Source organism: Streptomyces avidinii (genome assembly GCF_045161815.1).
In the GTDB taxonomy this organism is placed as follows: Bacteria; Actinomycetota; Actinomycetes; order Streptomycetales; family Streptomycetaceae; genus Streptomyces; species Streptomyces avidinii.
The window spans coordinates 4,665,117-4,684,578 of the sequence record NZ_CP108863.1 but is presented as its reverse complement, the minus strand read 5'-3'; the positions used below and the strand labels follow the sequence as shown (position 1 = coordinate 4,684,578).

Genomic DNA, 19,462 nt, shown 5'->3' with positions numbered 1-19,462 from the left:
CCCACCCCCTGAAGGTGGAGGGGAGGGGGGGCCACAGGTCGTGGATCTCAGCCGTCGGCGCCGAGGATCAGCCCGGAGGTCGGGACCCCGGTGCCGGCCGTGACGAGTGCGTGCGCCGCGCCCGCCACCTGGTTGACGGAGGTGCCGCGGAGCTGGCGGACGGCCTCGGCGATGCCGTTCATGCCGTGCAGGTACGCCTCTCCGAGCTGGCCCCCGTGCGTGTTGAGCGGCAGGGCGTCGGCGGCCACGAAGTCCGCGGCCTCGCCCGGCGCGCAGAAGCCGAACTCCTCCAGCTGCATCAGCACGAAGGGGGTGAAGTGGTCGTAGAGGATGCCGACGTCGATGTCCGACGGCCGCAGCCCGCTGGTCCGCCACAGCTGGCGGGCGACGACGTCCATCTCCGCCAGCCCGGTGAGGTCGTCGCGGTAGAAGGAGGTCATGCCCTCCTGACGTCGCCCGGCCCCCTGTGCGGCCGCGGTGATCACGGCCGGCGTGTGCCGCAGGTTCCGGGCGCGCTCGGTCGTGGTGACGACGACCGCCTGGCCTCCGTCGGTCTCCTGGCAGCAGTCCAGCAGCCGCAGCGGCTCCACGATCCAGCGCGAGGCGGCGTGGTCGGCGAGGGTGATGGGCTTGCCGTGGAAGTAGGCGGCGGGGTTGTTGGCGGCGTGCCGCCGGTCGGTGACGGCGACGTGCCCGAAGGCCTCCGGGGTGAGGTTGTAGGTGTGCAGGTAGCGCTGTGCGGTCATGGCCACCCAGGAGGCGGGGGTCAGTAGCCCCCAGGGCAGCGACCAGCCCAGGGCCGCCCCCTCCGCGGAGGGCTCCCGCTGCTGGACCCCGGACCCGAAGCGGCGCCCGGAGCGCTCGTTGAAGGCGCGGTAGCAGACCACCACCTCCGCGACCCCGGTGGCGACGGCGAGGGCGGCCTGCTGAACGGTGGCGCAGGCCGCGCCGCCGCCGTAGTGGATGCGGGAGAAGAAGGACAGGTCTCCGATGCCCGCCGCCTGGGCGACGGTGATCTCGGGGCTGGTGTCCATCGTGAAGGTGACCATGCCGTCGACATCGGCGGGGGTGAGCCCGGCGTCGTCGAGCGCGGCATGTACGGCCTCGACGGCGAGTTTGAGCTCGCTGCGGCCGGAGTCCTTGGAGAACTCGGTCGCTCCGATGCCGACGATGGCGGCGCGGCCACCGAGCTCGTCACGGGTGCGGACGCTCATGCCGGCACCTCCGCGGTGACCGTTCCGGACACGTGGTGACCGATGCCGTTTGCGCCGACGACCCGGATCTCCACGGTGGTCCCGGACACGGCGGTGACGGTGCCCGTGAGGGTCATCGTGTCGCCCGGATAGTTGGGGGCGCCGAGCCGGATCGCCACCTTGCGCAGGACGGTGCGCGGCCCGAGCCGGTCGGTCACGTACCGGCCGACGAGGCCGTTCGTGGTCAGGATGTTCATGAAGATGTCCGGGGAGCCCTTCTCCTGCGCGAGCGCCGCGTCGTGGTGCACGTCCTGGTAGTCGCGGGAGGCGATCGCGCCGGCGACGATCAGGGTGCGGGTGACCGGAATCTCCAGTGGCGGCAGCGTGTCGCCGACGTTCATGTCTTCTCTCCCTCGGCTGTCGACGCGAATGCGGGGGACCCGGCGATCGAGGCCCCCAGCTCGGCCAGCAGCTCGCTGCCGCAGCCCAGGTAGGCGTCCAGTTGGCGGCCCCACAGGAAGTGGCGGTGGACGGGGTGGTCCAGGTCGGCGCCCATGCCGCCGTGCAGGTGCTGGCCCGCGTGCACGACCCGCTTGCCCGCCTCCGAGGCCCACCAGGCGGCTGTCAGCACGTGCTCCTGTGCCGGAAGGCCCTGGTCGATGCGCCAGGCCGCCTCGTACGCGGTGACCCGGATCGCCTCGGTGTCCATGTACGCGTCGGCCGCGCGCAGCATGACCCCCTGGTTGGTGGAGAGCGGCCTGCCGAACTGCTCACGGGTGGAGGTGTATTCCACCGCCCGGGCGAGGGAGCCCGCGCAGACGCCCGCCTGGAGCCCGGCGAAGGCGGTGCGGGCCGCGGCGAGCGTGTCCTCGTACGCACCGTCGCAGCCGAGGCGTTCGGCCTCGGCTCCCGTCAGGGTCAGCCGGCCCGCCGACCAGGGGGCGGTGGTCTCCACCGGGGAGGTCCGCACGCCGGGCGCATCGGTCCGTACGAGCCACAGCGACCGGTCCGCGTCCGGGACCAGTACGTGCGTGGCATCGCGCAACCAGGGCACCGCGGGGGCGGTCCCGGTGAGCCGGCCGCCCTCGGCGGTGATCCGGCCGCGCGCCGGGAAGGCCCCGGTGGCCACCGCGTCGCCCGTGCCGAGGGCGGGCAGCAGACGCGCGCGCTGCTCGGCGCTGCCGTGCGCTGCCACAGGGAGGATCCCGTACACGCAGGTGGCGGCGTACGGGACCTGCGCCGTGGTGCGGCCCTGTTCCTCCAGCAGCAGGACCAGACCGAGCAGGCCGGTCTCCTCGACCGCGGCGATCAGTCCGGCCGCGGTGAGGGCCTTCCACAGTTCGGCGTCGCTGCCGGTGCCCGCTTCGGCGAGGCGTTCGTGGGTGGCGAGATCGGAGAAGATCCGGGCGGCGAGACCGGCCGCGGTGGCCTGTTCCTCGGTGGGGTGGAAATCCATCAACCCTCACTCCCGCGGAAGACGGGGAGTTCGAGGCCGTCGTCGACGCGCAGGAACTCCAGCTGGACGGGGAGGCCGATGCGCACCTTGTCGTAGGGCACGCCGGTGATGTTGCTGATCATCCGGACCCCTTCGGCGAGCTCGACGAGTGCGACTGCGTAGGGCGGGTCGAAGGCCGGGAAGGGCGGGTGGTGCATGACGACGTAGCTGAACACCGTGCCGGCGCCGGAGGCTTCGACGGTGTCCCAGTCGGGGCTCGCGCAGGCGTTGCAGCCGGGGAGCCACGGGAAGCGGAGGGTGGCGCAGGCGGTGCAGCGCTGGATCAGCAGCTTGTGCTCCCGCACTCCGTCCCAGAATCCCTGGTTGTCGCGGTTGATCACCGGGCGGGGGCGCTGCGCCGGGGGCCGCTTCACCGGCCGGGCGGCGGGCGCGTACTTGAGGATGCGGAAGCGGTGGGTGCCGGCGAGCTCCCCGCCCGCCTGTACGTCCATGCGGGTGGTCACGAAGTGGCCGGTGCCCGGCTTGGTCGACTTGCGGGGCGACACAGACTCGATGACGGCGTCGAAGGTGATCATGTCGCCGGGGCGCAAGGGGTGGAGGTACTCCTGCTCGCAGTCGGTGGCGACCACAGAGGTGAAACCGGCGCCGTCGAGGAGCCCGAGGAGCTCGTCGTAGGCGGAGGAGCGGTCCGCATGGCCGGAGAGGCCACCCATGGTCCAGGCCTGGAGCATGGTGGGCGGGGCGATGGCGTCCGGCCCGGTGTACGCGGGGTTGGCGTCGCCCATCGCCTCGCACCAGTGGCGGATCATCGGCTCGTTGACCGCGTCCTTGCCCCGGCCCCCGGTGGCGGCCGGCTGCCCCTCGAAGGCCGCGAGCAGCGTGTGGAACCGGGCTGCCTCCTCGGCCTCGCGCCCGGCCGCCGTCTCGGCCGCCGTCTCGGCCGCCGTCTCGGCCGCCCGCTCGGCCCTCGTCTCGGCCCCCGTCTCGGCCGCGTTCACCTTCACGTCCGCGTCCGCGTCGGCGTCCGCCGTCATCGCTTCCTCCCCTTCATGCCGAGCCGCATCATGGCGACGATCTCCCGCTGGACCTCGCTGACACCGCCGCCGAACGTGTTGATCTGGGCGGCCCGGTTCATCCGCTCCAGCTCGCCGCCCGCGAAGGCCGCGGGGCCGCGGATCAGGGCCTCCTCGCCCACCACCTCCTGGCACATCCGGTACACCTCGACGGTGGACTCGGTGCCGAGGAACTTCACCCCGCTTGCATCGCCCGGGGCCAGGGCGCCGCTGCCCACGTCCTGGACGAGGCGCCAGTTGAGGAGGCGTACGGCGGCCAGTCGCGCATGCGCCTCGGCGAGCCGGGACTGCACCCAGAGAAGGTCTGCGGGCCGGTCTCCGGTGACCGGGTCGGGGGCGCGGGCATGGTCGAGCGCGTACGCGTAGAAGTCCTCGGCCTGCATGCCGATGGCGGCGAGGGCCACACGCTCGTGGTTGAGCTGGTTGGTGATCAGGCCCCAGCCCCCGTGCTCGGGACCGACAAGGTGGCCGGCGGGCACGCGGACGGAGTCGTAGTAGGTCGCCGTGGTGGTGAGCCCGCCGACGGTGTCTATGGGAGTCCAGGAGAAGCCCGGGCTGTCGGTGGGCACCAGGACGATGGAGATGCCCTTGTGCTTGGGGGCCTGCGGGTCGGTGCGGCAGGCGAGCCAGATCCAGTCCGCGTTCTGGGCGTTGGAAGTGAAGATCTTCTGCCCGTCGATCAGCCAGTCGGCTCCGTCGCGGACCGCACGCGTGCGCAGGGCTGCGAGGTCGGTACCGGCCTCCGGTTCGGAGTAGCCGATGGCGAAGACGATCTCGCCCGCGAGGATCCGGGGCAGGAAGTAGTCCTTCTGCTCCTCGGTTCCGTACTTCATCAGGGTGGGGCCGACGGTGTTGAGCGTGACCATGGAGACGGGGGCGCCGGCTCGGTAGGCCTCGTCGAAGAAGACGAACTGCTCGTCGGCGCCGCGGCCCTGGCCGCCGTACTCGACGGGCCAGCCGAGACCGAGCAGCCCGTCGGAGCCGATGCGGCGCAGCAGTTCGCGCTGACGGGCCGGATCCTCGGGTGCGCCGTCCGGCAGCAGATCCTTGAAGTAGGCGCGCAGTTCGGCGCGGAGCCGCAACTGGCCTTCGGTCGGGGCGAGGTGCACGGCGCTGGCCTCCCGGCATCACATCATCGAGGGAACCTGACTGTCCGTCAGATTCACCCGTGGTGTCAAGGTCGGGGCGACATGCACGAAGGCGCCTGGGCTACCGGACCCCAGCCGGTCCGGTCGCACAGACGCCCTCAAGAATCGGAGCGGCTCAGGCCGCTGCTACCACCAGGGGTGGAAGTTGACCGCGACGGTGGAGTTGGACTGTTCGATCGCGGTGAAGGCCGAGCCGTTCACCTGTGCGGCGTTGTTCTGGTTGGATGCGACGGCACCGGTGGCCACCTGCTGCGACGTGGACGAGTTGCCGTTGTTGTTGCCGCCCACACCACTGCCGATGATGCCGGCGACGCTCGCATTCGATCCGTCGTTCGCGAAGGAGCCGTTGTCGGCCGTGGCCACACCGCCGAAGAGCGCGACGGCGAGGGGAAGAGCGGCGACAGCGGCGATGACGCGGGCGGTACGGATGCTTGCCATGTCTTTATCCTCCAGAAAACCGAAGATGGGATTTGCTCCAAGGCAGTTGGCCGACCGCCTCGGTCGTTCCGTGGTGACGACGTCGCGAGACCAGAGTTGCCCACCGAATCCCCGGCGAACCACCCCGGACTCCCCGATTCCCCCGCAAGTATGACCAACATCGGATAAACCTCATTCGCGCCTCCGCAGCCCCAGGTCAGCACCCTGGAAGCGGGTGAATCCCGTGCCGCAGAAGGGATGAAGCGTTCCGCCAGAACTCCGTGTCCCGGACATGCCGAAAAGGGCCGCGCCGTCCGGGAACCCCACCGTCTCCCGGGAATGCGGCCCTGCAATACCAAACTTCACGCCCCCTGCGCGCCCTATGCGCGCCCCGGCGCAAGCCGGGGTGATCCATCCGTGCCCCGCTCCGGGGCACCACGCGGCGCGATCCACGGTCACGACCGACCGGGCTCCAGCGCCTGTCTCTCCTTCTGACCCTGCTCGTGCTCTTGCTCCTGCCCGGTGGCGGCGCGTACGCCCGCGAACCGGACCGTGCGACTACGACTGGGACTGGGACTGGGACTGGGAATACGACTACGACTGCCACTGCGACTGCGGTGAAGAACGGGGTACGGAGCTACGCGGCCAGCCCGAGCGCTTCCCGGGCGGCGCCGGCGGTCGCTGCGGCGGGGACTGCGACGGGTGCCGCGGCGGCAGGGGCGGCGACCGGCGTCACGGTGCGGGCAGCGCTTCGCGGTCCGGCGCCCATGGCCTCGGCAGTGGTGGAGCGGCGGACGGAGGGGGTCTTGCCGTGCGCCTCGGCGCGGATCCGCTGCTTGATGGTCGGCGGCAGCGAACCGCCCCGCATCATCGCCCGCCACGTCCGCCGGGCCACAAGGGCCGGCCGACGCACGGCGGTGGTGGGCGCGGAGCCCGCGGCGGCGGGGGCCGAGGCAGAGGCCGGGGCGGCCTTCCCGGCGAGACCGAAGCAGGAGAGGAGAGCGACGAGGGCGGCGAGGACGGAGGTCCAGATCGACGTGAGGATGCTGCGGTGAGCCATGACGAGGTGCCTCGATTCGTGATGTTCTGACGGGCGGATCTGAATACATTCGTCATGATGTGGCCGCAACCGGACCGCCCCCACCACCCGCGCCGATCTTCCGACAAACACCACCCGGAAGGGTCAACGCCACCGCTGGAGGGTCCGACAGGGCCCCCGGAAAACCACTGAAGACGCGCCCCTGGTGCTCTGCACATGTCCTGAGGTACGGCAGTGGATGCGGGATTTGAACCCACGGTGGCGTCGCTGCCGCTGACCTGACCGAACACGGATGGGGCCCGCCGGCAAGCCGGAAATTTCGTCGCACGCCTTACCCCGACGGAGAAGAATTCCAGGCATGGGGACAGACATCCACGGGTTCATCGAGTGCCGCTGGGATCGTTGGCTGGACGAGGACGACCGCCGCTGGAACGGCGCGATCGACGTCACGCATCTCTACAACGGACGCTCCTACGTCGCCTTCGGGTCCCTGTTCGGCGTGCGCGACACCACCTCTTTCCGCCCGCTCGCCGATGGCCGCGGCCTGCCCGCTGACGTGTCGCAGGAGACCCTTGCCGACTTCGCGTCGTGGAGCTCGGACGCGACCGGTGCGTCCTGGATCACCTGGGCGGAGCTGGCGGCCACGGACTGGGACGAGGCCGCGAACGTGGTCGACGACTGCGTGCATGAATACCGCCGCAGCCCGGACGGGACCTGGGAGCTGCAGGGCCGGAACACCAGCCTCGACCGCTTTGCCGAACTCGCAGGCCTCACCGACCCCCGTTCCCTCTACCGCGCGGGCCGTGCCTACCCCGAGGGCACCGAGTGGCCCGACGCCGACCGTCTCTTCCGCATCGGCCGCCTCCGACGGAAGCACGCTGTGCCCGAGAGCGACTGGGGTGGCGTCTGGTCGGTCATGCGCACCCTCGCGGATCTGCACGGCGATGACGGCGTGCGCTTGGTCGTCTGGTTCGACAGCTGACTCCACCAGACCTGAGCTCGTTGGCGCCGGCTGCGCCAAGAAGGTCGGGCAAGAGGAAGTCGCGACCGTCGTTGCGCTGCTGCGGCTGAGGGAGGAACTGCATCAGCTCCCGGCCGTGTTCTGCCGCTTCTGCGGGAAGGCACTCCGGGGAACGCAAGGGGGGTGCTCCCGAACTCGGGAGCACCCCTCTTGGCCGGGCCTCAGCCCGGGTGTGGCGGTGGGTGTGGGATTTGAACCCACGGTGACATCGCTGCCACGACGGTTTTCAAGACCGTTCCCTTAGGCCGCTCGGGCAACCCACCTGGCCGGTACAGAGTACCGGCCAGGTGAGGGTGGCGGGGGCGACTGCCGGGTCAGGAGGCCTGGGCCTTGTCGTAGGCCGCCTTCGCCTCGTTGCCGAAGTACGGGCCGTACATCCGGTTCGGCAGGAAGGTGTAGCCGAAGCTGTTCACCGAGACCTGGGTGCCCAGGCCCGTGGCCTCGTTGAAGTCCTGGAACCAGGGGCCCCCGCTGGAGCCGCCGGTCATGTTGCAGGCCAGGCTGTGGTCCTTGGTCAGCAGGAAGTCCTTGCCGCTGTTGCCGCTGCAGTAGACCAGCTTGGTGCCGTCGTACGGGGCCGCCGCCGGGAAGCCGAAGGAGTACATCTTCTTGTTGTAGCCGCCGTTGAAGAGGATCCCCTGGGCGCCGACGGTCTGGCTCAGGGTCTTTCCGTTCAGCGGGGCGACGACGGCGAGGCCGACGTCCATGTTCATGTCCTCGCTCGCGGCCCACTGGTCGGTGGCGAAGGTCTTGGTGGCCGACCACTGCCCGTAGGGCGCGGAGCCGTTGTTGTAGGCGGGGACGAAGACCCAGTTCGTGTGCCAGGTCCCCTGGTACTTCACGCAGTGCCCTGCCGTGATGACCGTGCTGCCGTTGGCGCTGGTGATCGAGTCTCCGGAGCAGGAGGCGGTCCGGTCGCCCATCGTGAAGAAGACCCGTCCCGAGGTCTTCACCACGGCGCCGGCGCCCGTCCACGCGCCGCCCGCCTGCGGGAACGCCGTGGGGGAGGCGGCAGCCGTCGGGGCGATGGCCGTGGGGGTGGCCGACGTCGCGACCGGGGTACGGCCCCTGCTCGGGACCGCCGTCACATCGAGCGGAGTGGCGCTGCGCATCCGCTCCGCGGTCCAGAAGCCCTGGGTGTGCTGCTGCCGGAAGGACGCGGGGGCGTCCGCGGCGAGCGAGGGGGTGGCCGCCGTCAGGGCGCCCGCGACCAGGGAGCTCGCCGCGAGCAGGACGGACAAGGCCGTGCGATGACGATTCACGCATGACTCCTTCTGCCGTGCCCGGGCCGGGGTGACGACACCGGGCAGGGTGGGGGTGAAGAGCGGTCGGTGCGGATCGGCTGTGCGCGGTGCGTCGTGCGTGGTGCGGATTTCCGGGGGCAGAGTGGCACGGGAGGGTCGCAATGTCAGCGGGCAGTCGGAACGTTCGGTCGGTTCCGGCCAGGAAATGGCCAACTCCCGGCCGTTGCACCGTCATACGGTGAGCATCACGCCCGCGTACGACACCCCCGCCACCACCACCCAGGCCCCGAGGCCCAACGCCGCGGCCCGCCCGCCGGTCCGGGCCAGCGTCGGCAGGTGCACCGCGCTCCCCAGGCCGAACAGGGCTGCCGCGAGCAGCGCCTCCTGGGCGGTGTGCGCCCACTCCAGCGCTACCTCGGGCAGTACGCCGGTGGCGCGCAGCGCGGCCGCGGCCAGGAACCCGAGGACGAAAAGCGGCACCGGCGCCGGCCGGCGGCCCGAGGTGGTGCGCACCCCGCGGCGGCGGGCCCGTACCGAGAAGGCCACGGCCGCCACGAGCGGGGCGAGCAGCGCCACCCGCATCAGCTTCACCAGTACCGCCTCGCCCAGGGCGTCCGGGCCCGCCGTCTGTGCGGTGGCCACGACCTGGCCGACATCGTGGACGCCGGCGCCGACCCACCGCCCGAAGGCGAGGTCGGAGAGTCCCAACGGCCCTTGGAGGAGCGGAAGTACCGCTATGGCGAGCGTGCCGCACAGGGTGACCAGTGCCACCGAGGCGGCCACGTCCTCCTCGTCGCTGCCGGACACCTCGCTCACCGCGCCGATCGCCGAAGCGCCGCAGATCGAGTAGCCGGTGGCGATCAACAGCGGCTGGTCGCCCGGGAGCCGTAGCCGACGGCCCAGCCAGAGGGTGCCGAGGAAGGTGGCCGCGACGACACCGACCACCATCGCCACGGTGGCCCAGCCCAGCCGGAGGACCTGGTCCAGCCCCAGGCCGAGCCCCAGCAGGACGATGCCCATCCGCATCAGCCGGCGCCCGGCCAGGGAGAGGCCGGGCCGCGCGGCCGCGCGTACGAACGTCCTGAGACCCGGCAGGTGGGCCACCGCGATGCCCAGCACCACGGATGCCGTCAGCATCGGCACGGCGGGCACGAGGCGATGGATGCACCATGCCGTCAGCGCGCCACCCACGGCCATCGCCAACCCGGGCCAGGGAGTGGATGTTTCACGTGAAACATGCCGGACCGCCGCGCCCTGAGGGCGGTGAAGGAGGGCCATCAGTCGACGGGGAGCGTATAGACGCGACGGATGCTGGTGCCCAGCCGGGAGACATCGGCGCCGTATACGTGCACCGATATCGCCTTGCTCGTACAGGAGTTGCGCACTTTGTGGATGTCACCGGGCGGGGCGAAACCGCAGACCTCGCCCTGGGCATTGACCACGTCCTCGGTGGGCACCAGCCGGGCGGGGCCGGCGCCGGGCGCGAGGCGGAAGCGGCGTTCGCTTTCCTCCCCCTGGTGCACCCCGGCCACGCACCACGACACGTGGTCGTGGATACAGGTCTCCTGCCCGGGCAGCCAGACCAGGGCCACGACCGAGAAGCTGCCGTCGGCCGCGGCGTGCAGGATGTGCTGCCGGTACCGCTCCGGGTCGCCTTCCTGCTGGGACGGGGTCAGCAGGTCGGGCGCGCCCAGGTGCGGGGCGAGTCGTTCGCCCACCAGGTACGCGGTGAGGTCGGGAGCCAGCCCCCGCTCCACGACCGTGCGGATCTCACTGACGAGGGCGGCCATCCTCGTGGTGGTTCGGGCCGGTGTGGTGGTGGTCATACTGGCAGCGTGCTGCCGTCGTTCCATCACGTCCAACGACAGTTATGACCTGAAATCCCTAGCAGCGCTTATGGGTTGGTCAGCAGCCGACCCGGTTGCCGGCCACTTGTTTCAGCGCGTCGAGCACCACGGCCGTCGCCGGGATCCGCAGGTGGTCCCGGTAGACGTACGCCGCGATGTGTCGGCGTGCGGCGGGCTGGAGGGCTCGCCCGCAGACCCGGCTCAGCGAGAGTGAGGGCAGCACCAGCGCGGGCATCATCGCCACGCCCAGGCCCTGTGCGACCAGGCTCTGCACCACCAGGTTGTCGTCGGTGGCGAAGCGGATGTCGGGCACGAACCCGAGCTCCGCGCACTCGTGCAGCAGGTTCGCACGGCAGCGCGGACAGCCCGCGATCCAGCGTTCCTCGGCGAGGTCGGCCAGGTGCACGGCGCGGCGCCGGGCCAGCGGATGCCCGGTCGGCAGCAGCACCGTCAGCTGGTCCTCCATCAGCCTGACCTCGGCGACCTCCTCCGGAATCGCCTCGTGCAGGCCGGGATAGGTGAAGGCCAGCGTGATGTCGCACTCGCCGCGCTCCAGTCGGCGCAGCGACTCGGGGGGCTCCCCCTCCAGCAGTTCCACCTGTATGCCCGGGTGGTCCTTGGCCAGGCCGCTCAGGGCCTCGGGGACGAGGGTGACATTGGCGCTGGGGAAGCCGCACAGCCTGACCCGGCCGGTACGCAGCCGGGCGTACGCCCTCAGCTGGGCCTCGGCGGCGGAGAGGTTGCCGAGGATGGTCTCGGCGTGCCGGGAGAGGGACTCACCTGCCTCGGTGAGCTGCATCCTGCGGCCCACGCGGGTGAACAGCGGGGTGCCGACGGCGCGTTCGAGCGCCTTCATCTGCTGGGTGATGGCGGGCTGGGTGTAGCCCAGCACGCGGGCGGCGGCCGAGTACGACCCGGAGGCGACCACCGCGTGAAAGGTCCGTATGTGCCGAGAATCGAACACGAGCGAAGCATAAGCGGACGTTGGAGGGGCCGTAGGCGATTCCCGCCTACGGCCCCTCCTCGTAGGGTCGCCGCCGCGACCGGTGGTGCTACTTGTCGCCGACCCGGGAGCCGAGTGTGATGTCGACCGTGGTCGGCTTGCCGCCGCGCAGGTAGGTCAGCTTCACGGTGTCGCCGGGCTTGTACGTCCAGATCATGCTGATCAGGGTCGGGCCGCTGTCGACCGGCTTGCCGCCGAATTCGGTGATGACGTCGCCCGGCTTGAGGCCCGCCTTGCCGGCGGGGCCGTTCGGGTCGACCAGCTCGTTGGCGGCCCCGCCCTGCTCGGAGATCTTGGCGCCCTCGGACTTGGCCTGGAGGTCCACGGAGACCGAGATCACCGGGTAGACCGGCTTGCCGGTCTTGATCAGCGATTCGGCGACGTTCTTCGCCTGGTTGACCGGGATGGCGAAGCCGAGGCCGATGGAGCCTGCCTGGCCGCCACCGAAGCCTCCGTTGCCCGCCGACTGGATCGCGGAGTTGATACCGATGACCGCGCCGCGTCCGTCGAGCAGCGGGCCGCCGGAGTTGCCCGGGTTGATCGAGGCGTCCGTCTGGAGGGCGCTCATGTACGAGTTCTTGCTGCCGGTGCCGTCGCCGGAGGCGACCGGGCGGTTCTTGGCACTGACGATGCCGGTGGTGACCGTGTTCGACAGGCCGAAGGGGGCGCCGATCGCGATGGTCGAGTCGCCGACCGCGACCTTGTCGGAGTCGCCGAGCGGCAGCGGCTTGAGGCCGGCAGGCGGGTTCTTCAGCTTGAGCACGGCAACGTCGTAGCCCTGGGCGCGGCCCACGACCTCGGCGTCGTACCGCTTGCCGTCGGAGAACGTCGCGAAGAGCTTGCCGCCGTTCGCGGCCGAGGCCACGACGTGGTTGTTGGTGAGGATGTGGCCCTGCTGGTCGTAGACGAAGCCGGTGCCGGTGCCGCCCTCGCCGTCGCCGGCCGAGGCCTCGATGGTGACCACGCTGGGCAGGGCCCCCGCGGCCAGACCGGCGATGGAGCCGGCCTCGCGCTTGAGGTCCTTGGGCGTGTTCGCGGCGCTGATCGTGGTGGAGCCGGTGCCGTTGTTGCTGCGCTCGGCGGCCCAGTAGCCGACGCCGCCGCCGATGCCGCCCGCGAGGAGGGCCGCCACCAGCACGGCCGCGACGAGGCCGCCCTTGCCCTTCTGCTTCGGCGCGGGGGCGCCGTCGGGCGTCAGGGGAGCACCCCAGGCGCCGCCGCCGTGGCCGCCCGCTCCGTACGCCGGAACGGTGGGCGGCGGGGGCGGCCAGCCCTCGGCTCCGTGCGCCGCCGCCGGGGTCTGAGCCCCGTAGTACGCCGGGGCGTGGCCCTCGCCGTAGGCCGGGGCGGCCGGGGGCGCCGCTGCGGGCGGAATCTGCTGGGTGGGCTCGGTACCGGGAGCCGGAGTGGGCGGCAGCTGCTGGGTCACCGGCTCGGGGACGGCGGGCGCGGGGGCCGCATCCTGCGTCTCGGAGGCCGGAGCAGGGGGTACGGACGGGGCCGCGGGGGGTGTCGGGGCCGCGGTGCCCTCGTTCTCGGTGCTCACAGCGCTCTCTCCTCGTCACACACGGCTTCGGAAAATTCTCTGGCGATATCGGTCCGACTGAACGTTCGACGTGCCGCACAAGTTCCTGGGCAAAGCCTTTCCCATGACCCGTCAGAGCACTGTAAGCCGGACCTGTGCATCTCTCCCCATTCTTTATATCCGACATTTCGAATGTGCTCGTGGGGCCGATACCGCCTGCGCCCGGCGCCCGGGGACCTCTCGGTGGCACCATGACCCGGTGACCCACGCAATGCCCCGCACCATCCAGGTCGTCGCCCACCGCGGCGCCTCGGAGGATGCCCCCGAGCACACCCTGGCCGCCTACCGCAAGGCCATCGAGGACGGCGCCGACGGCCTCGAATGCGATGTCCGGCTCACCGCGGACGGCCATCTGGTCCTGGTCCACGATCGCCGGGTGAACCGCACCTCGAACGGCCGCGGCGCCGTCTCCGCCCTGGAACTGGCCGATCTCGCCGCTCTCGACTTCGGCTCCTGGAAGGACCGCGAGGAGTCCCCCGACTGGGACGCGGACCCCGAGCGCACCTCGGTCCTCACCCTGGAGCGCCTGCTGGAGCTGGTCTCCGACGCCGGACGGCCGGTGCAGCTCGCGATCGAGACGAAGCATCCGACCCGCTGGGCCGGACAGGTGGAGGAACGCCTCCTCGCCCTCCTCAAGCGCTTCGATCTGGACGCCCCGCCCGCCGAGGGGCCGCACCCGGTGCGCGTCATGAGCTTCTCCGCCCGCTCCCTGCACCGGATCCGGGCAGCCGCGCCGACGATCCCGACCGTGTACCTGATGCAGTTCATCTCGCCGCGGATGCGGGACGGGCGGTTGCCGGCCGGAGTGACGATCGCCGGTCCCGGGATGCGAATCGTGCGCAACCATCCCGGCTTCATCCACAAGCTCCAGAGTGCGGGCCACTCCGTGCACGTATGGACAGTGAACGAACCGGAAGACGTTCAGCTCTGCGCTGATCTGGGCGTCGAGGCCATCATCACGAACAGACCCCGCCAAGTTCTGTCCCAACTCGGGCGCTGACATCCCGATTTGCACACCCGTCACCCACGGCACGTCCGTAACAGGGTGTGCTCCGGCGCATCCGCTCCGCATTTGGCAGGCATGAATGCGTCAGAGGGGCGCGCTTCGGACTCCTTCGGCGGTTTCCGGTCCAGGCCATTGGGGCATCCAGACCATGCGTGGGGCTAAGGAGGTTCCGGGGGTGGCGTTGGTGGTGGCACAAGAAGTGCCCACGTCGTCGTGCATGGACGTACGCCATGGTCCTGCGGGCGTGGGCGAGGCGAGACACCGGATGCGCGAACAACTGCGTATCAGCGGTGTGCCCGAATCGGTCGTGGACGATGCCGTACTGATCCTTTCCGAACTGCTCAGCAACGCCTGCCGACACGGCAGGCCCCTGGGCTCTCGGGAAGTCGGGGACGGGGAGATACGCGCCGCCTGGCGCGTGGACAGAGCGGGACGACTGACGGTCGAGGTCACGGACGGCGGCGGGCCCACCCGCCCGGTCCCGGCCACGCCCTCGGTCACCGCACGGGGCGGTCGGGGGCTGAACATCATCAGCGCCCTGGCCCAGGACTGGGGTGTCCGGGACGGAGCGGCGGGTGAGGTCACCGTGTGGGTGATCGTTGCCTGTGGGCCCCGGCACGAGGATTTCGCTACGCGCGTTGCGCCCCCGGCGATCGACTTCAGTACGGCCTTCGACGACCTCGATCCCTGAGCCGGGATCGCCGAGCGCACAACAGAACGACAGACACACCAGCACGACAACGCGCTGCACAGCAGGACAGCAGTACCGGTCATCCGCACAGGCGGCCGTCCGGGAGCGCACGCCGACCGTGCTCCCGGCCGCACCCAACCGGTTCCGGCGGTACGAACGGCTAGGCTCGCGCCCAGACACGACGCCGTACCGCCGCAACCGGGAGACACGCACGATGGCCAAGAAGCGCCCCGCAGCCAAGACTGCAAAGCCGCAGCTCAACAACGGTGAGATCCCTGTTGTGGGCGCCCGCGAGCCCTGCCCCTGCGGGTCCGGCCGCCGCTACAAGGCCTGCCACGGCGCGGCCGCCGCGCACGCCGTCACCGAGCACGTGCAGCGCCCCTTCGAGGGCCTGCCGGGCGAGTGCGACTGGGTCGCCCTGCGCGAGCTCGTGCCCGCGGCCACCGTCCCGCTGTCCCTCAAGGGCGGTCTGCCCGAAGGCGTGCCCTCGGTGACGCTGGTGACCGTACTGCCCATGGCGTGGCCGGCGCTGCGCCGCGAGGACGGGTCCGTCCTCCTCGGCCTGCAGAACGAGTCCTCCTCCGGCGACCTCGGCCGCGACATGGCCGACACCCTGGAGCGTGCCCTCGCGGCGGAGCCGGGTACGCCGGTTGCCGCCCGCCGGGTTCCGGCCGAGGGTCCCCGACTTCAGGATCTCCTGGACACCGACGGCGGTTTCGAGCCGGTTGTGCACAGCGGGTTCGAATTCTGGATTCCGGAATCCGAGAACGCCCAGAGCGCCTCGCCGGAGATCGCCGCGTCGCTGGAGCGCGCCAACGCCGCAGCCATTCCCACCGTCAAGCTGACCGGCGTGGACGCCGCCTACTGGTGCGAGACCCCGGACAAGAACCACCTGCGCTGGGTCATGCCGCACCCGGAGGAGAAGCTGCTCGACGCCCTCGCGCGGCTGCACGCGGCCGGCACCTCCTCGCTCGGCGAGGGCACGAAGCTCGTCGGCTCCTTCCGCGCGCACGGCCTGATGGTCCCCGTCTGGGACCTGCCCACCGGAGTCACGGCCGACGACGTCGAGAAGCCCGCGGCGGAGTTCGCGGAGCGGCTGGCCGGGGCTCTGGCCACGGACGCCCCGCTGACCACGGAGGAGCGCCGGGCACGTGGCGGACTCACCAACCGCCAGGTGACCCTCAGCTGACCGAGCGCACACGCGGAGTCGGTGACCGGAGTCACAACTCCCGCTAATCGTCTGCAAATCGGTGTCTGAATATCGGAGATCGAATTTGCGAACAGGCGATCTCTTGTTACCGTTCTTGTAGCCCGGTCGCTGGTGCATCCCCCGTCGCCAGCGACCGGGCCCTTGATTTTCAGGGTGTGGTCAACCATCACCCGGTGCCGGTGAGTTGCTCCCGGACCTCAAGAGCAGTTCCCCTTCATCATCCGGAACTGCAAATTCCGCTACGGCCGAGTAACCCTCCGGCTCCCCGACCGAGGCCTCCTTCGGCGTCTCGCACAGGCCCGGTTCGTCGCCCGCTCCCACCGAGCACCGGATCTGAACCGTGCGCCCGGCAGGAGCCATCATGGTCAGCACCGCATCCAGCGCGCGACCACTTGTGTTTCGGTAGTAACTCCGGCCCCACGTCCGGCCGTCACCCACCAGCACGCAGGTCTGTGCCTCCACCCCGTGCGGCGAGGACAGTTCGGGGCCGCAGCGGGAATCCGTACGGGGCTGCTCGGCCGGACCGGGCTGCTGCGGGCCGGCCGCCGGCCCCGAGTCCGCGGGGGACGTGCGGGAGCGGTCCGAAAGTCCGAGCACCGAGAACAGGCCACCACCCTTTCCGTCGTCCTGACCGGCAAAATCCGGCCCGGCGATCGCTCCGGCGAGCGGGAGCGACAAGATGATCAGCACACCGGCGCCGATACCGATGAGGCGGAGATTCATTCGTCGAAGATAGCGAGGCGGGAATGGGGCACGGAGATCCCCGCGCCCAATTCCCTTGGAAACTCGTCCCGCTGGCACCCGTACGAGTGATCCTCGGGGGTCCCGCAGGTCAGTACGCGAGCCTGCTGCCGCCGCCGGGCGCACCGCTGCTGGCCTCGACCAGCGCGTCCACGACCGCCTCGACCTCGGGCAGCCAGAGACTTCCCGCACCTCGCGCACCCGATGGGCGCCGGTCCGCGCGCGGCTCCCGCTCCCAGCGCACCTGGCCGCCGCTGGAGGCCGCGGAAGGCGGCAGCAACAGATAGCCGCCCTCGCCGTGGAAGCGCAGCGAGGAGGGCACGTGGTCCTTCGCGTACAGGAGTTCGCCGAGCCGCTCCAGCGAGTACGGCGCCACCATCAGCGCCCAGCGGGTGGGCGTGGCCACGACCGGCCCGAGCCGCATGCCCTGCGCGTCCAGTCGCACGAGGGCACTCGCGGCCGCGCCGGCCGGCAGGCTCACCGCGCACGGCGCGGCGCCCCCGGTGGCCATCAGAACGGGAGCGGTGGGCCGGTTGGTCCACCACCAGGACACCATCCGGGGGTCGGTGGTGGCGGCGAGCAGTCCGGGGTCGAAGGGATGCGCGCCGGGGACGACGCAGTCGGGGTCGGGGCAGGCGCATCGGGCTCCGTCGGGGCCCGACCGGCCGACGCCGGGCAGGACTGGCCATTGCCAGGTGGTGGCGCAGACGAGCGCCGCGTCGAGCAGTGCGGACGTACCGCCGCTCTGTCCCGGGTCGGGGCGCAGGGATTGAAAGCGATCGCGGAGCCGCTGGAGACGCCTTCCGAGGATCTCGCGCATGTGCGCTCGTTCCTTTCCGTTGAACGCCGAGGGCCACATCACACCATGTAACCGGTGTCTCACCACACGTACAGGTTTCGCGTCACTGTCCGCCAGAAGCAGGTTCACGCGGTTCGTGCAGGTTTCTTACGGGTCCATCAAACGTCCCGCGGGGGTGGAGCGCGACCCGCGCCGGCCGCCGAGTCCGGCTGCCGCCGCTAAGGACGACGGCCCGTGCAGGGCGGTTCCCGGTGGCGCCAACTGGCCCCGGGCACCTACGAGTACGTACCCGACCCCCTGAGGAGCCCGCTCAGTCGATCGCAAAAACCGACTGCTTCCAGCTTTTTCCGGCCAAGTTCTAGCCTTGGCTCGACAGTGAGTTGCCGTCCCACGGACACCAGGATTCCCACCTGGGCAATGCTGGACATGCATCCACGTCTGCGTGTAGATGTGGATTCCTTGATGGCGGTGCAGCACGATCTGGGGGTTTGCGATGCTATTCGGCGAATCGCACCAGGTGGAAAGGCGGACGCCATGAGCGCCCCGCATCTGCCGAAAGTGGCTGGAATCGATCCAGCAGTCACTGTGTCACCGCACACTGCGGCGGCCACGCCCGCCCGGACCACCCCCGCACCGGTCCCGCCGCCCGGCCCGGGCAGTGTCATCCAGGACCGCCTGGCGGGCATGGTCTCGGATCTCACCACCCTGCACGAGCTCACCGAGCGCCTCGCGCGCGCCACTGACCTCGAAACTTCCCTGCGCGAGTTCCTCCGCGCCGGCGCCGCACTCGTCGGCGCCCGCCGCGGCCTGATCGTCCTGGAGCCCTCCGACGGACTCGGCCCGACCAGCACGATCGGCCTCGGGCTCGGCCACGCGGAGCTCGGCCACATCGAGACCGTGCCGCGCAGCGCCACCTCCTACGGGCGGATCCTCGACGGCCTGCCCGACGCCCAGGGCGGCTCCGAGTTCCTCCCCGAACCGGACGCGCCCCCCGGCACCGGTGGGTTCGCCGCCCCCGTCGACCCCCGCCACCGGGAGGTCGCCGCCCGTCTCGGCTACGCCGCCAGTTACGCGCTCCCCCTCGCCGCCGAGGCCACCGGCCGGCTCGGCGCGGCCGTCTGGCTCTACGACGAGCAGGCCGAGCCGAGCGACCGCCAGCGCGACCTCGCCGGGCTCTACGTGCGGCACGCCGCCGAGCACCTGGCCCGGATGCTGGAGGTGGAGCGCTCCCGCTCGCACCTGGCCACCGTCGCGGAGGAACTGCTGCCGAGCCGGCTCCCGCGGATCCCCGGGGTACAGCTCGCGGCCCGCCACCACGCCGGGCCGCGTGGCGGGGGCGACTGGTACGACGCCCTGCCGCTGCCCGAGGGAGCCCTGGGCCTGGCCGTCGGCTCCGTCACCGGATCCGGGCCGAGCGCCATCGCCGCGATGGGCCGGCTGCGCGCATCGCTGCGCGCCTACGCCGTCATGGAGGGCGAGGACCCCGTAGCGGTCCTGTCCGACCTGGAGCTGTTGCTGCGCCTCACCGAGCCCGCTCGCTCCGCCACTGCGCTCTTCGCCTACTGCGAGCCCGCCGGCGGGTCGCAGTCGGGAGGCCCGGGAAGCAAGATCATCCTGGCCGGTGCCGGGCACACCCCGCCGCTGCTGATCGGCGAGCACCGCACCGAGTACGTGGAGACCTCGCTCTCAGCCCCCCTGGGCATGCTGTCCTGCTGGGAGGCGCCGAGCGTGGAGATCGAACCCGCTCCCGGAGAAACGGTGCTTCTCTACACCGACGGGCTGCTCCACCACACGGGCGACCCGATGGACCGGGCCTACGCCCGGCTGCACGCCGCGGCCGCGGGGGTACCCCGTAGCGCCCGCGACGACCCGGCGGCCCTGTGCGAGCACATCCTGCGGACCGTACTGCCGGGCGGGGAGCCGACCGAGGCTCCCGAGGACATCGTGCTGCTCGCCGCCCGCTTCGAATGATGCCCGGAGCATGTTCCG

General features: G+C 71.1%; 18 protein-coding genes, 1 tRNA gene and 1 pseudogene. 5 read left to right on the top strand and 15 right to left on the bottom strand.

Annotated features, from left to right (window positions below; genetic code table 11):
- Positions 1–47 precede the first annotated feature (47 nt).
- From OG373_RS20910 to OG373_RS20880, 7 genes are all read right to left on the bottom strand, one after another.
- Complete coding sequence (locus OG373_RS20910) at positions 48–1,214, bottom strand: lipid-transfer protein (RefSeq protein ID WP_405439637.1); 1,167 nt, start codon at positions 1,212–1,214, stop codon at positions 48–50.
- Entirely contained in the window at positions 1,211–1,594 is a 384-nt protein-coding gene (locus tag OG373_RS20905; RefSeq protein ID WP_405439635.1) for a MaoC family dehydratase, read from the bottom strand. Before OG373_RS20905 ends, OG373_RS20910 begins: the two co-directional genes overlap by 4 nt.
- The gene (locus tag OG373_RS20900) at positions 1,591–2,649 is read right to left on the bottom strand and encodes an acyl-CoA dehydrogenase family protein (protein ID WP_405439634.1); all 1,059 of its coding nucleotides are present in this window, start codon (positions 2,647–2,649) and stop codon (positions 1,591–1,593) included. The genes OG373_RS20905 and OG373_RS20900 overlap by 4 nt, the downstream gene beginning before the upstream one ends.
- Positions 2,649–3,683, bottom strand: a complete 1,035-nt coding sequence (locus OG373_RS20895; RefSeq protein ID WP_405439633.1) for a bifunctional MaoC family dehydratase N-terminal/OB-fold nucleic acid binding domain-containing protein — start codon at positions 3,681–3,683, stop codon at positions 2,649–2,651. Before OG373_RS20895 ends, OG373_RS20900 begins: the two co-directional genes overlap by 1 nt.
- Positions 3,680–4,831, bottom strand: coding sequence for an acyl-CoA dehydrogenase family protein (locus tag OG373_RS20890; RefSeq protein ID WP_405439631.1), 1,152 nt, complete (start codon positions 4,829–4,831; stop codon positions 3,680–3,682). The genes OG373_RS20895 and OG373_RS20890 overlap by 4 nt, the downstream gene beginning before the upstream one ends.
- Positions 4,832–4,996: 165 nt before the next feature.
- Positions 4,997–5,308, bottom strand: a complete 312-nt coding sequence (locus OG373_RS20885; protein ID WP_405439629.1) for a hypothetical protein — start codon at positions 5,306–5,308, stop codon at positions 4,997–4,999.
- Positions 5,309–5,924: 616 nt separating this feature from the next.
- Positions 5,925–6,347 carry a DUF6344 domain-containing protein gene (locus tag OG373_RS20880; protein WP_405439627.1) on the bottom strand — a complete coding sequence of 141 codons (423 nt, stop codon included), beginning with the start codon at positions 6,345–6,347 and terminating at the stop codon, positions 5,925–5,927.
- A gap of 337 nt (positions 6,348–6,684) precedes the next feature.
- On the opposite strand from OG373_RS20880, the gene OG373_RS20875 reads away from it, so the two are divergent.
- Entirely contained in the window at positions 6,685–7,308 is a 624-nt protein-coding gene (locus tag OG373_RS20875) for a hypothetical protein (RefSeq protein WP_405439625.1), read from the top strand.
- Positions 7,309–7,520: 212 nt separating this feature from the next.
- Here OG373_RS20875 and OG373_RS20870 read toward each other — a convergent pair.
- The 6 genes from OG373_RS20870 to OG373_RS20845 all read right to left on the bottom strand — a co-directional run bounded on the left by OG373_RS20870 (position 7,521) and on the right by OG373_RS20845 (position 12,987).
- A tRNA-Ser gene (locus OG373_RS20870) sits at positions 7,521–7,610 on the bottom strand.
- 51 nt (positions 7,611–7,661) lie between these two features.
- Positions 7,662–8,609, bottom strand: coding sequence for a trypsin-like serine peptidase (locus OG373_RS20865; protein WP_405439623.1), 948 nt, complete (start codon positions 8,607–8,609; stop codon positions 7,662–7,664).
- 213 nt (positions 8,610–8,822) lie between these two features.
- Complete coding sequence (locus OG373_RS20860) at positions 8,823–9,869, bottom strand: YeiH family protein (protein WP_405439621.1); 1,047 nt, start codon at positions 9,867–9,869, stop codon at positions 8,823–8,825.
- On the bottom strand, positions 9,869–10,417 hold the full coding sequence (locus tag OG373_RS20855; protein ID WP_405439619.1) for a cysteine dioxygenase: 549 nt from the start codon (positions 10,415–10,417) through the stop codon (positions 9,869–9,871). The genes OG373_RS20860 and OG373_RS20855 overlap by 1 nt, the downstream gene beginning before the upstream one ends.
- Before the next feature lie 79 nt (positions 10,418–10,496).
- The gene (locus OG373_RS20850; RefSeq protein ID WP_397736303.1) at positions 10,497–11,402 is read right to left on the bottom strand and encodes a LysR family transcriptional regulator; all 906 of its coding nucleotides are present in this window, start codon (positions 11,400–11,402) and stop codon (positions 10,497–10,499) included.
- Positions 11,403–11,490: 88 nt separating this feature from the next.
- Complete coding sequence (locus tag OG373_RS20845; RefSeq protein WP_405439617.1) at positions 11,491–12,987, bottom strand: S1C family serine protease; 1,497 nt, start codon at positions 12,985–12,987, stop codon at positions 11,491–11,493.
- Between the two features lie 250 nt (positions 12,988–13,237).
- Here OG373_RS20845 and OG373_RS20840 point away from each other — a divergent pair, with 250 nt between their 5' ends.
- The 3 genes and pseudogenes from OG373_RS20840 (at position 13,238) to OG373_RS20830 (ending at position 15,912) form a co-directional block, all read left to right on the top strand.
- The gene (locus OG373_RS20840; RefSeq protein ID WP_405444136.1) at positions 13,238–14,026 is read left to right on the top strand and encodes a glycerophosphodiester phosphodiesterase; all 789 of its coding nucleotides are present in this window, start codon (positions 13,238–13,240) and stop codon (positions 14,024–14,026) included.
- A gap of 59 nt (positions 14,027–14,085) precedes the next feature.
- Positions 14,086–14,723, top strand: a pseudogene (locus tag OG373_RS20835) (ATP-binding protein).
- Between the two features lie 214 nt (positions 14,724–14,937).
- On the top strand, positions 14,938–15,912 hold the full coding sequence (locus OG373_RS20830) for a DUF5926 family protein (RefSeq protein WP_405439615.1): 975 nt from the start codon (positions 14,938–14,940) through the stop codon (positions 15,910–15,912).
- A gap of 180 nt (positions 15,913–16,092) precedes the next feature.
- Here the strand turns inward: OG373_RS20830 and OG373_RS20825 are convergent, their stop codons facing one another.
- Both OG373_RS20825 and OG373_RS20820 read right to left on the bottom strand, forming a co-directional pair.
- A complete protein-coding gene (locus OG373_RS20825) occupies positions 16,093–16,656 on the bottom strand; it encodes a hypothetical protein (protein WP_405439613.1) in 564 nt (187 codons plus the stop codon).
- 109 nt (positions 16,657–16,765) lie between these two features.
- Positions 16,766–17,494 (bottom strand): bifunctional DNA primase/polymerase, encoded by a 729-nt coding sequence (locus OG373_RS20820; RefSeq protein ID WP_397736311.1) that lies wholly within the window; start codon positions 17,492–17,494, stop codon positions 16,766–16,768.
- A 396-nt stretch (positions 17,495–17,890) separates the two neighbouring features.
- On the opposite strand from OG373_RS20820, the gene OG373_RS20815 reads away from it, so the two are divergent.
- A complete protein-coding gene (locus tag OG373_RS20815; protein ID WP_405439611.1) occupies positions 17,891–19,444 on the top strand; it encodes a PP2C family protein-serine/threonine phosphatase in 1,554 nt (517 codons plus the stop codon).
- Positions 19,445–19,462: the final 18 nt, after the last annotated feature.

Bases quoted from the DNA above. Each gene is read 5' to 3' on its own strand.
- OG373_RS20910 (WP_405439637.1), bottom strand. From the start codon at position 1,214: ATGAGCGTCCGCACCCGTGACGAGCTCGGTGGCCGCGCCGCCATCGTC.
- OG373_RS20905 (WP_405439635.1), bottom strand. From the start codon at position 1,594: ATGAACGTCGGCGACACGCTGCCGCCACTGGAGATTCCGGTCACCCGC.
- OG373_RS20900 (WP_405439634.1), bottom strand. From the start codon at position 2,649: ATGGATTTCCACCCCACCGAGGAACAGGCCACCGCGGCCGGTCTCGCC.
- OG373_RS20895 (WP_405439633.1), bottom strand. From the start codon at position 3,683: ATGACGGCGGACGCCGACGCGGACGCGGACGTGAAGGTGAACGCGGCC.
- OG373_RS20885 (WP_405439629.1), bottom strand. From the start codon at position 5,308: ATGGCAAGCATCCGTACCGCCCGCGTCATCGCCGCTGTCGCCGCTCTT.
- OG373_RS20880 (WP_405439627.1), bottom strand. From the start codon at position 6,347: ATGGCTCACCGCAGCATCCTCACGTCGATCTGGACCTCCGTCCTCGCC.
- OG373_RS20875 (WP_405439625.1), top strand. From the start codon at position 6,685: ATGGGGACAGACATCCACGGGTTCATCGAGTGCCGCTGGGATCGTTGG.
- OG373_RS20860 (WP_405439621.1), bottom strand. From the start codon at position 9,869: ATGGCCCTCCTTCACCGCCCTCAGGGCGCGGCGGTCCGGCATGTTTCA.
- OG373_RS20855 (WP_405439619.1), bottom strand. From the start codon at position 10,417: ATGACCACCACCACACCGGCCCGAACCACCACGAGGATGGCCGCCCTC.
- OG373_RS20840 (WP_405444136.1), top strand. From the start codon at position 13,238: ATGCCCCGCACCATCCAGGTCGTCGCCCACCGCGGCGCCTCGGAGGAT.
- OG373_RS20830 (WP_405439615.1), top strand. From the start codon at position 14,938: ATGGCCAAGAAGCGCCCCGCAGCCAAGACTGCAAAGCCGCAGCTCAAC.
- OG373_RS20825 (WP_405439613.1), bottom strand. From the start codon at position 16,656: ATGAATCTCCGCCTCATCGGTATCGGCGCCGGTGTGCTGATCATCTTG.
- OG373_RS20820 (WP_397736311.1), bottom strand. From the start codon at position 17,494: ATGCGCGAGATCCTCGGAAGGCGTCTCCAGCGGCTCCGCGATCGCTTT.
- OG373_RS20815 (WP_405439611.1), top strand. From the start codon at position 17,891: ATGCTGGACATGCATCCACGTCTGCGTGTAGATGTGGATTCCTTGATG.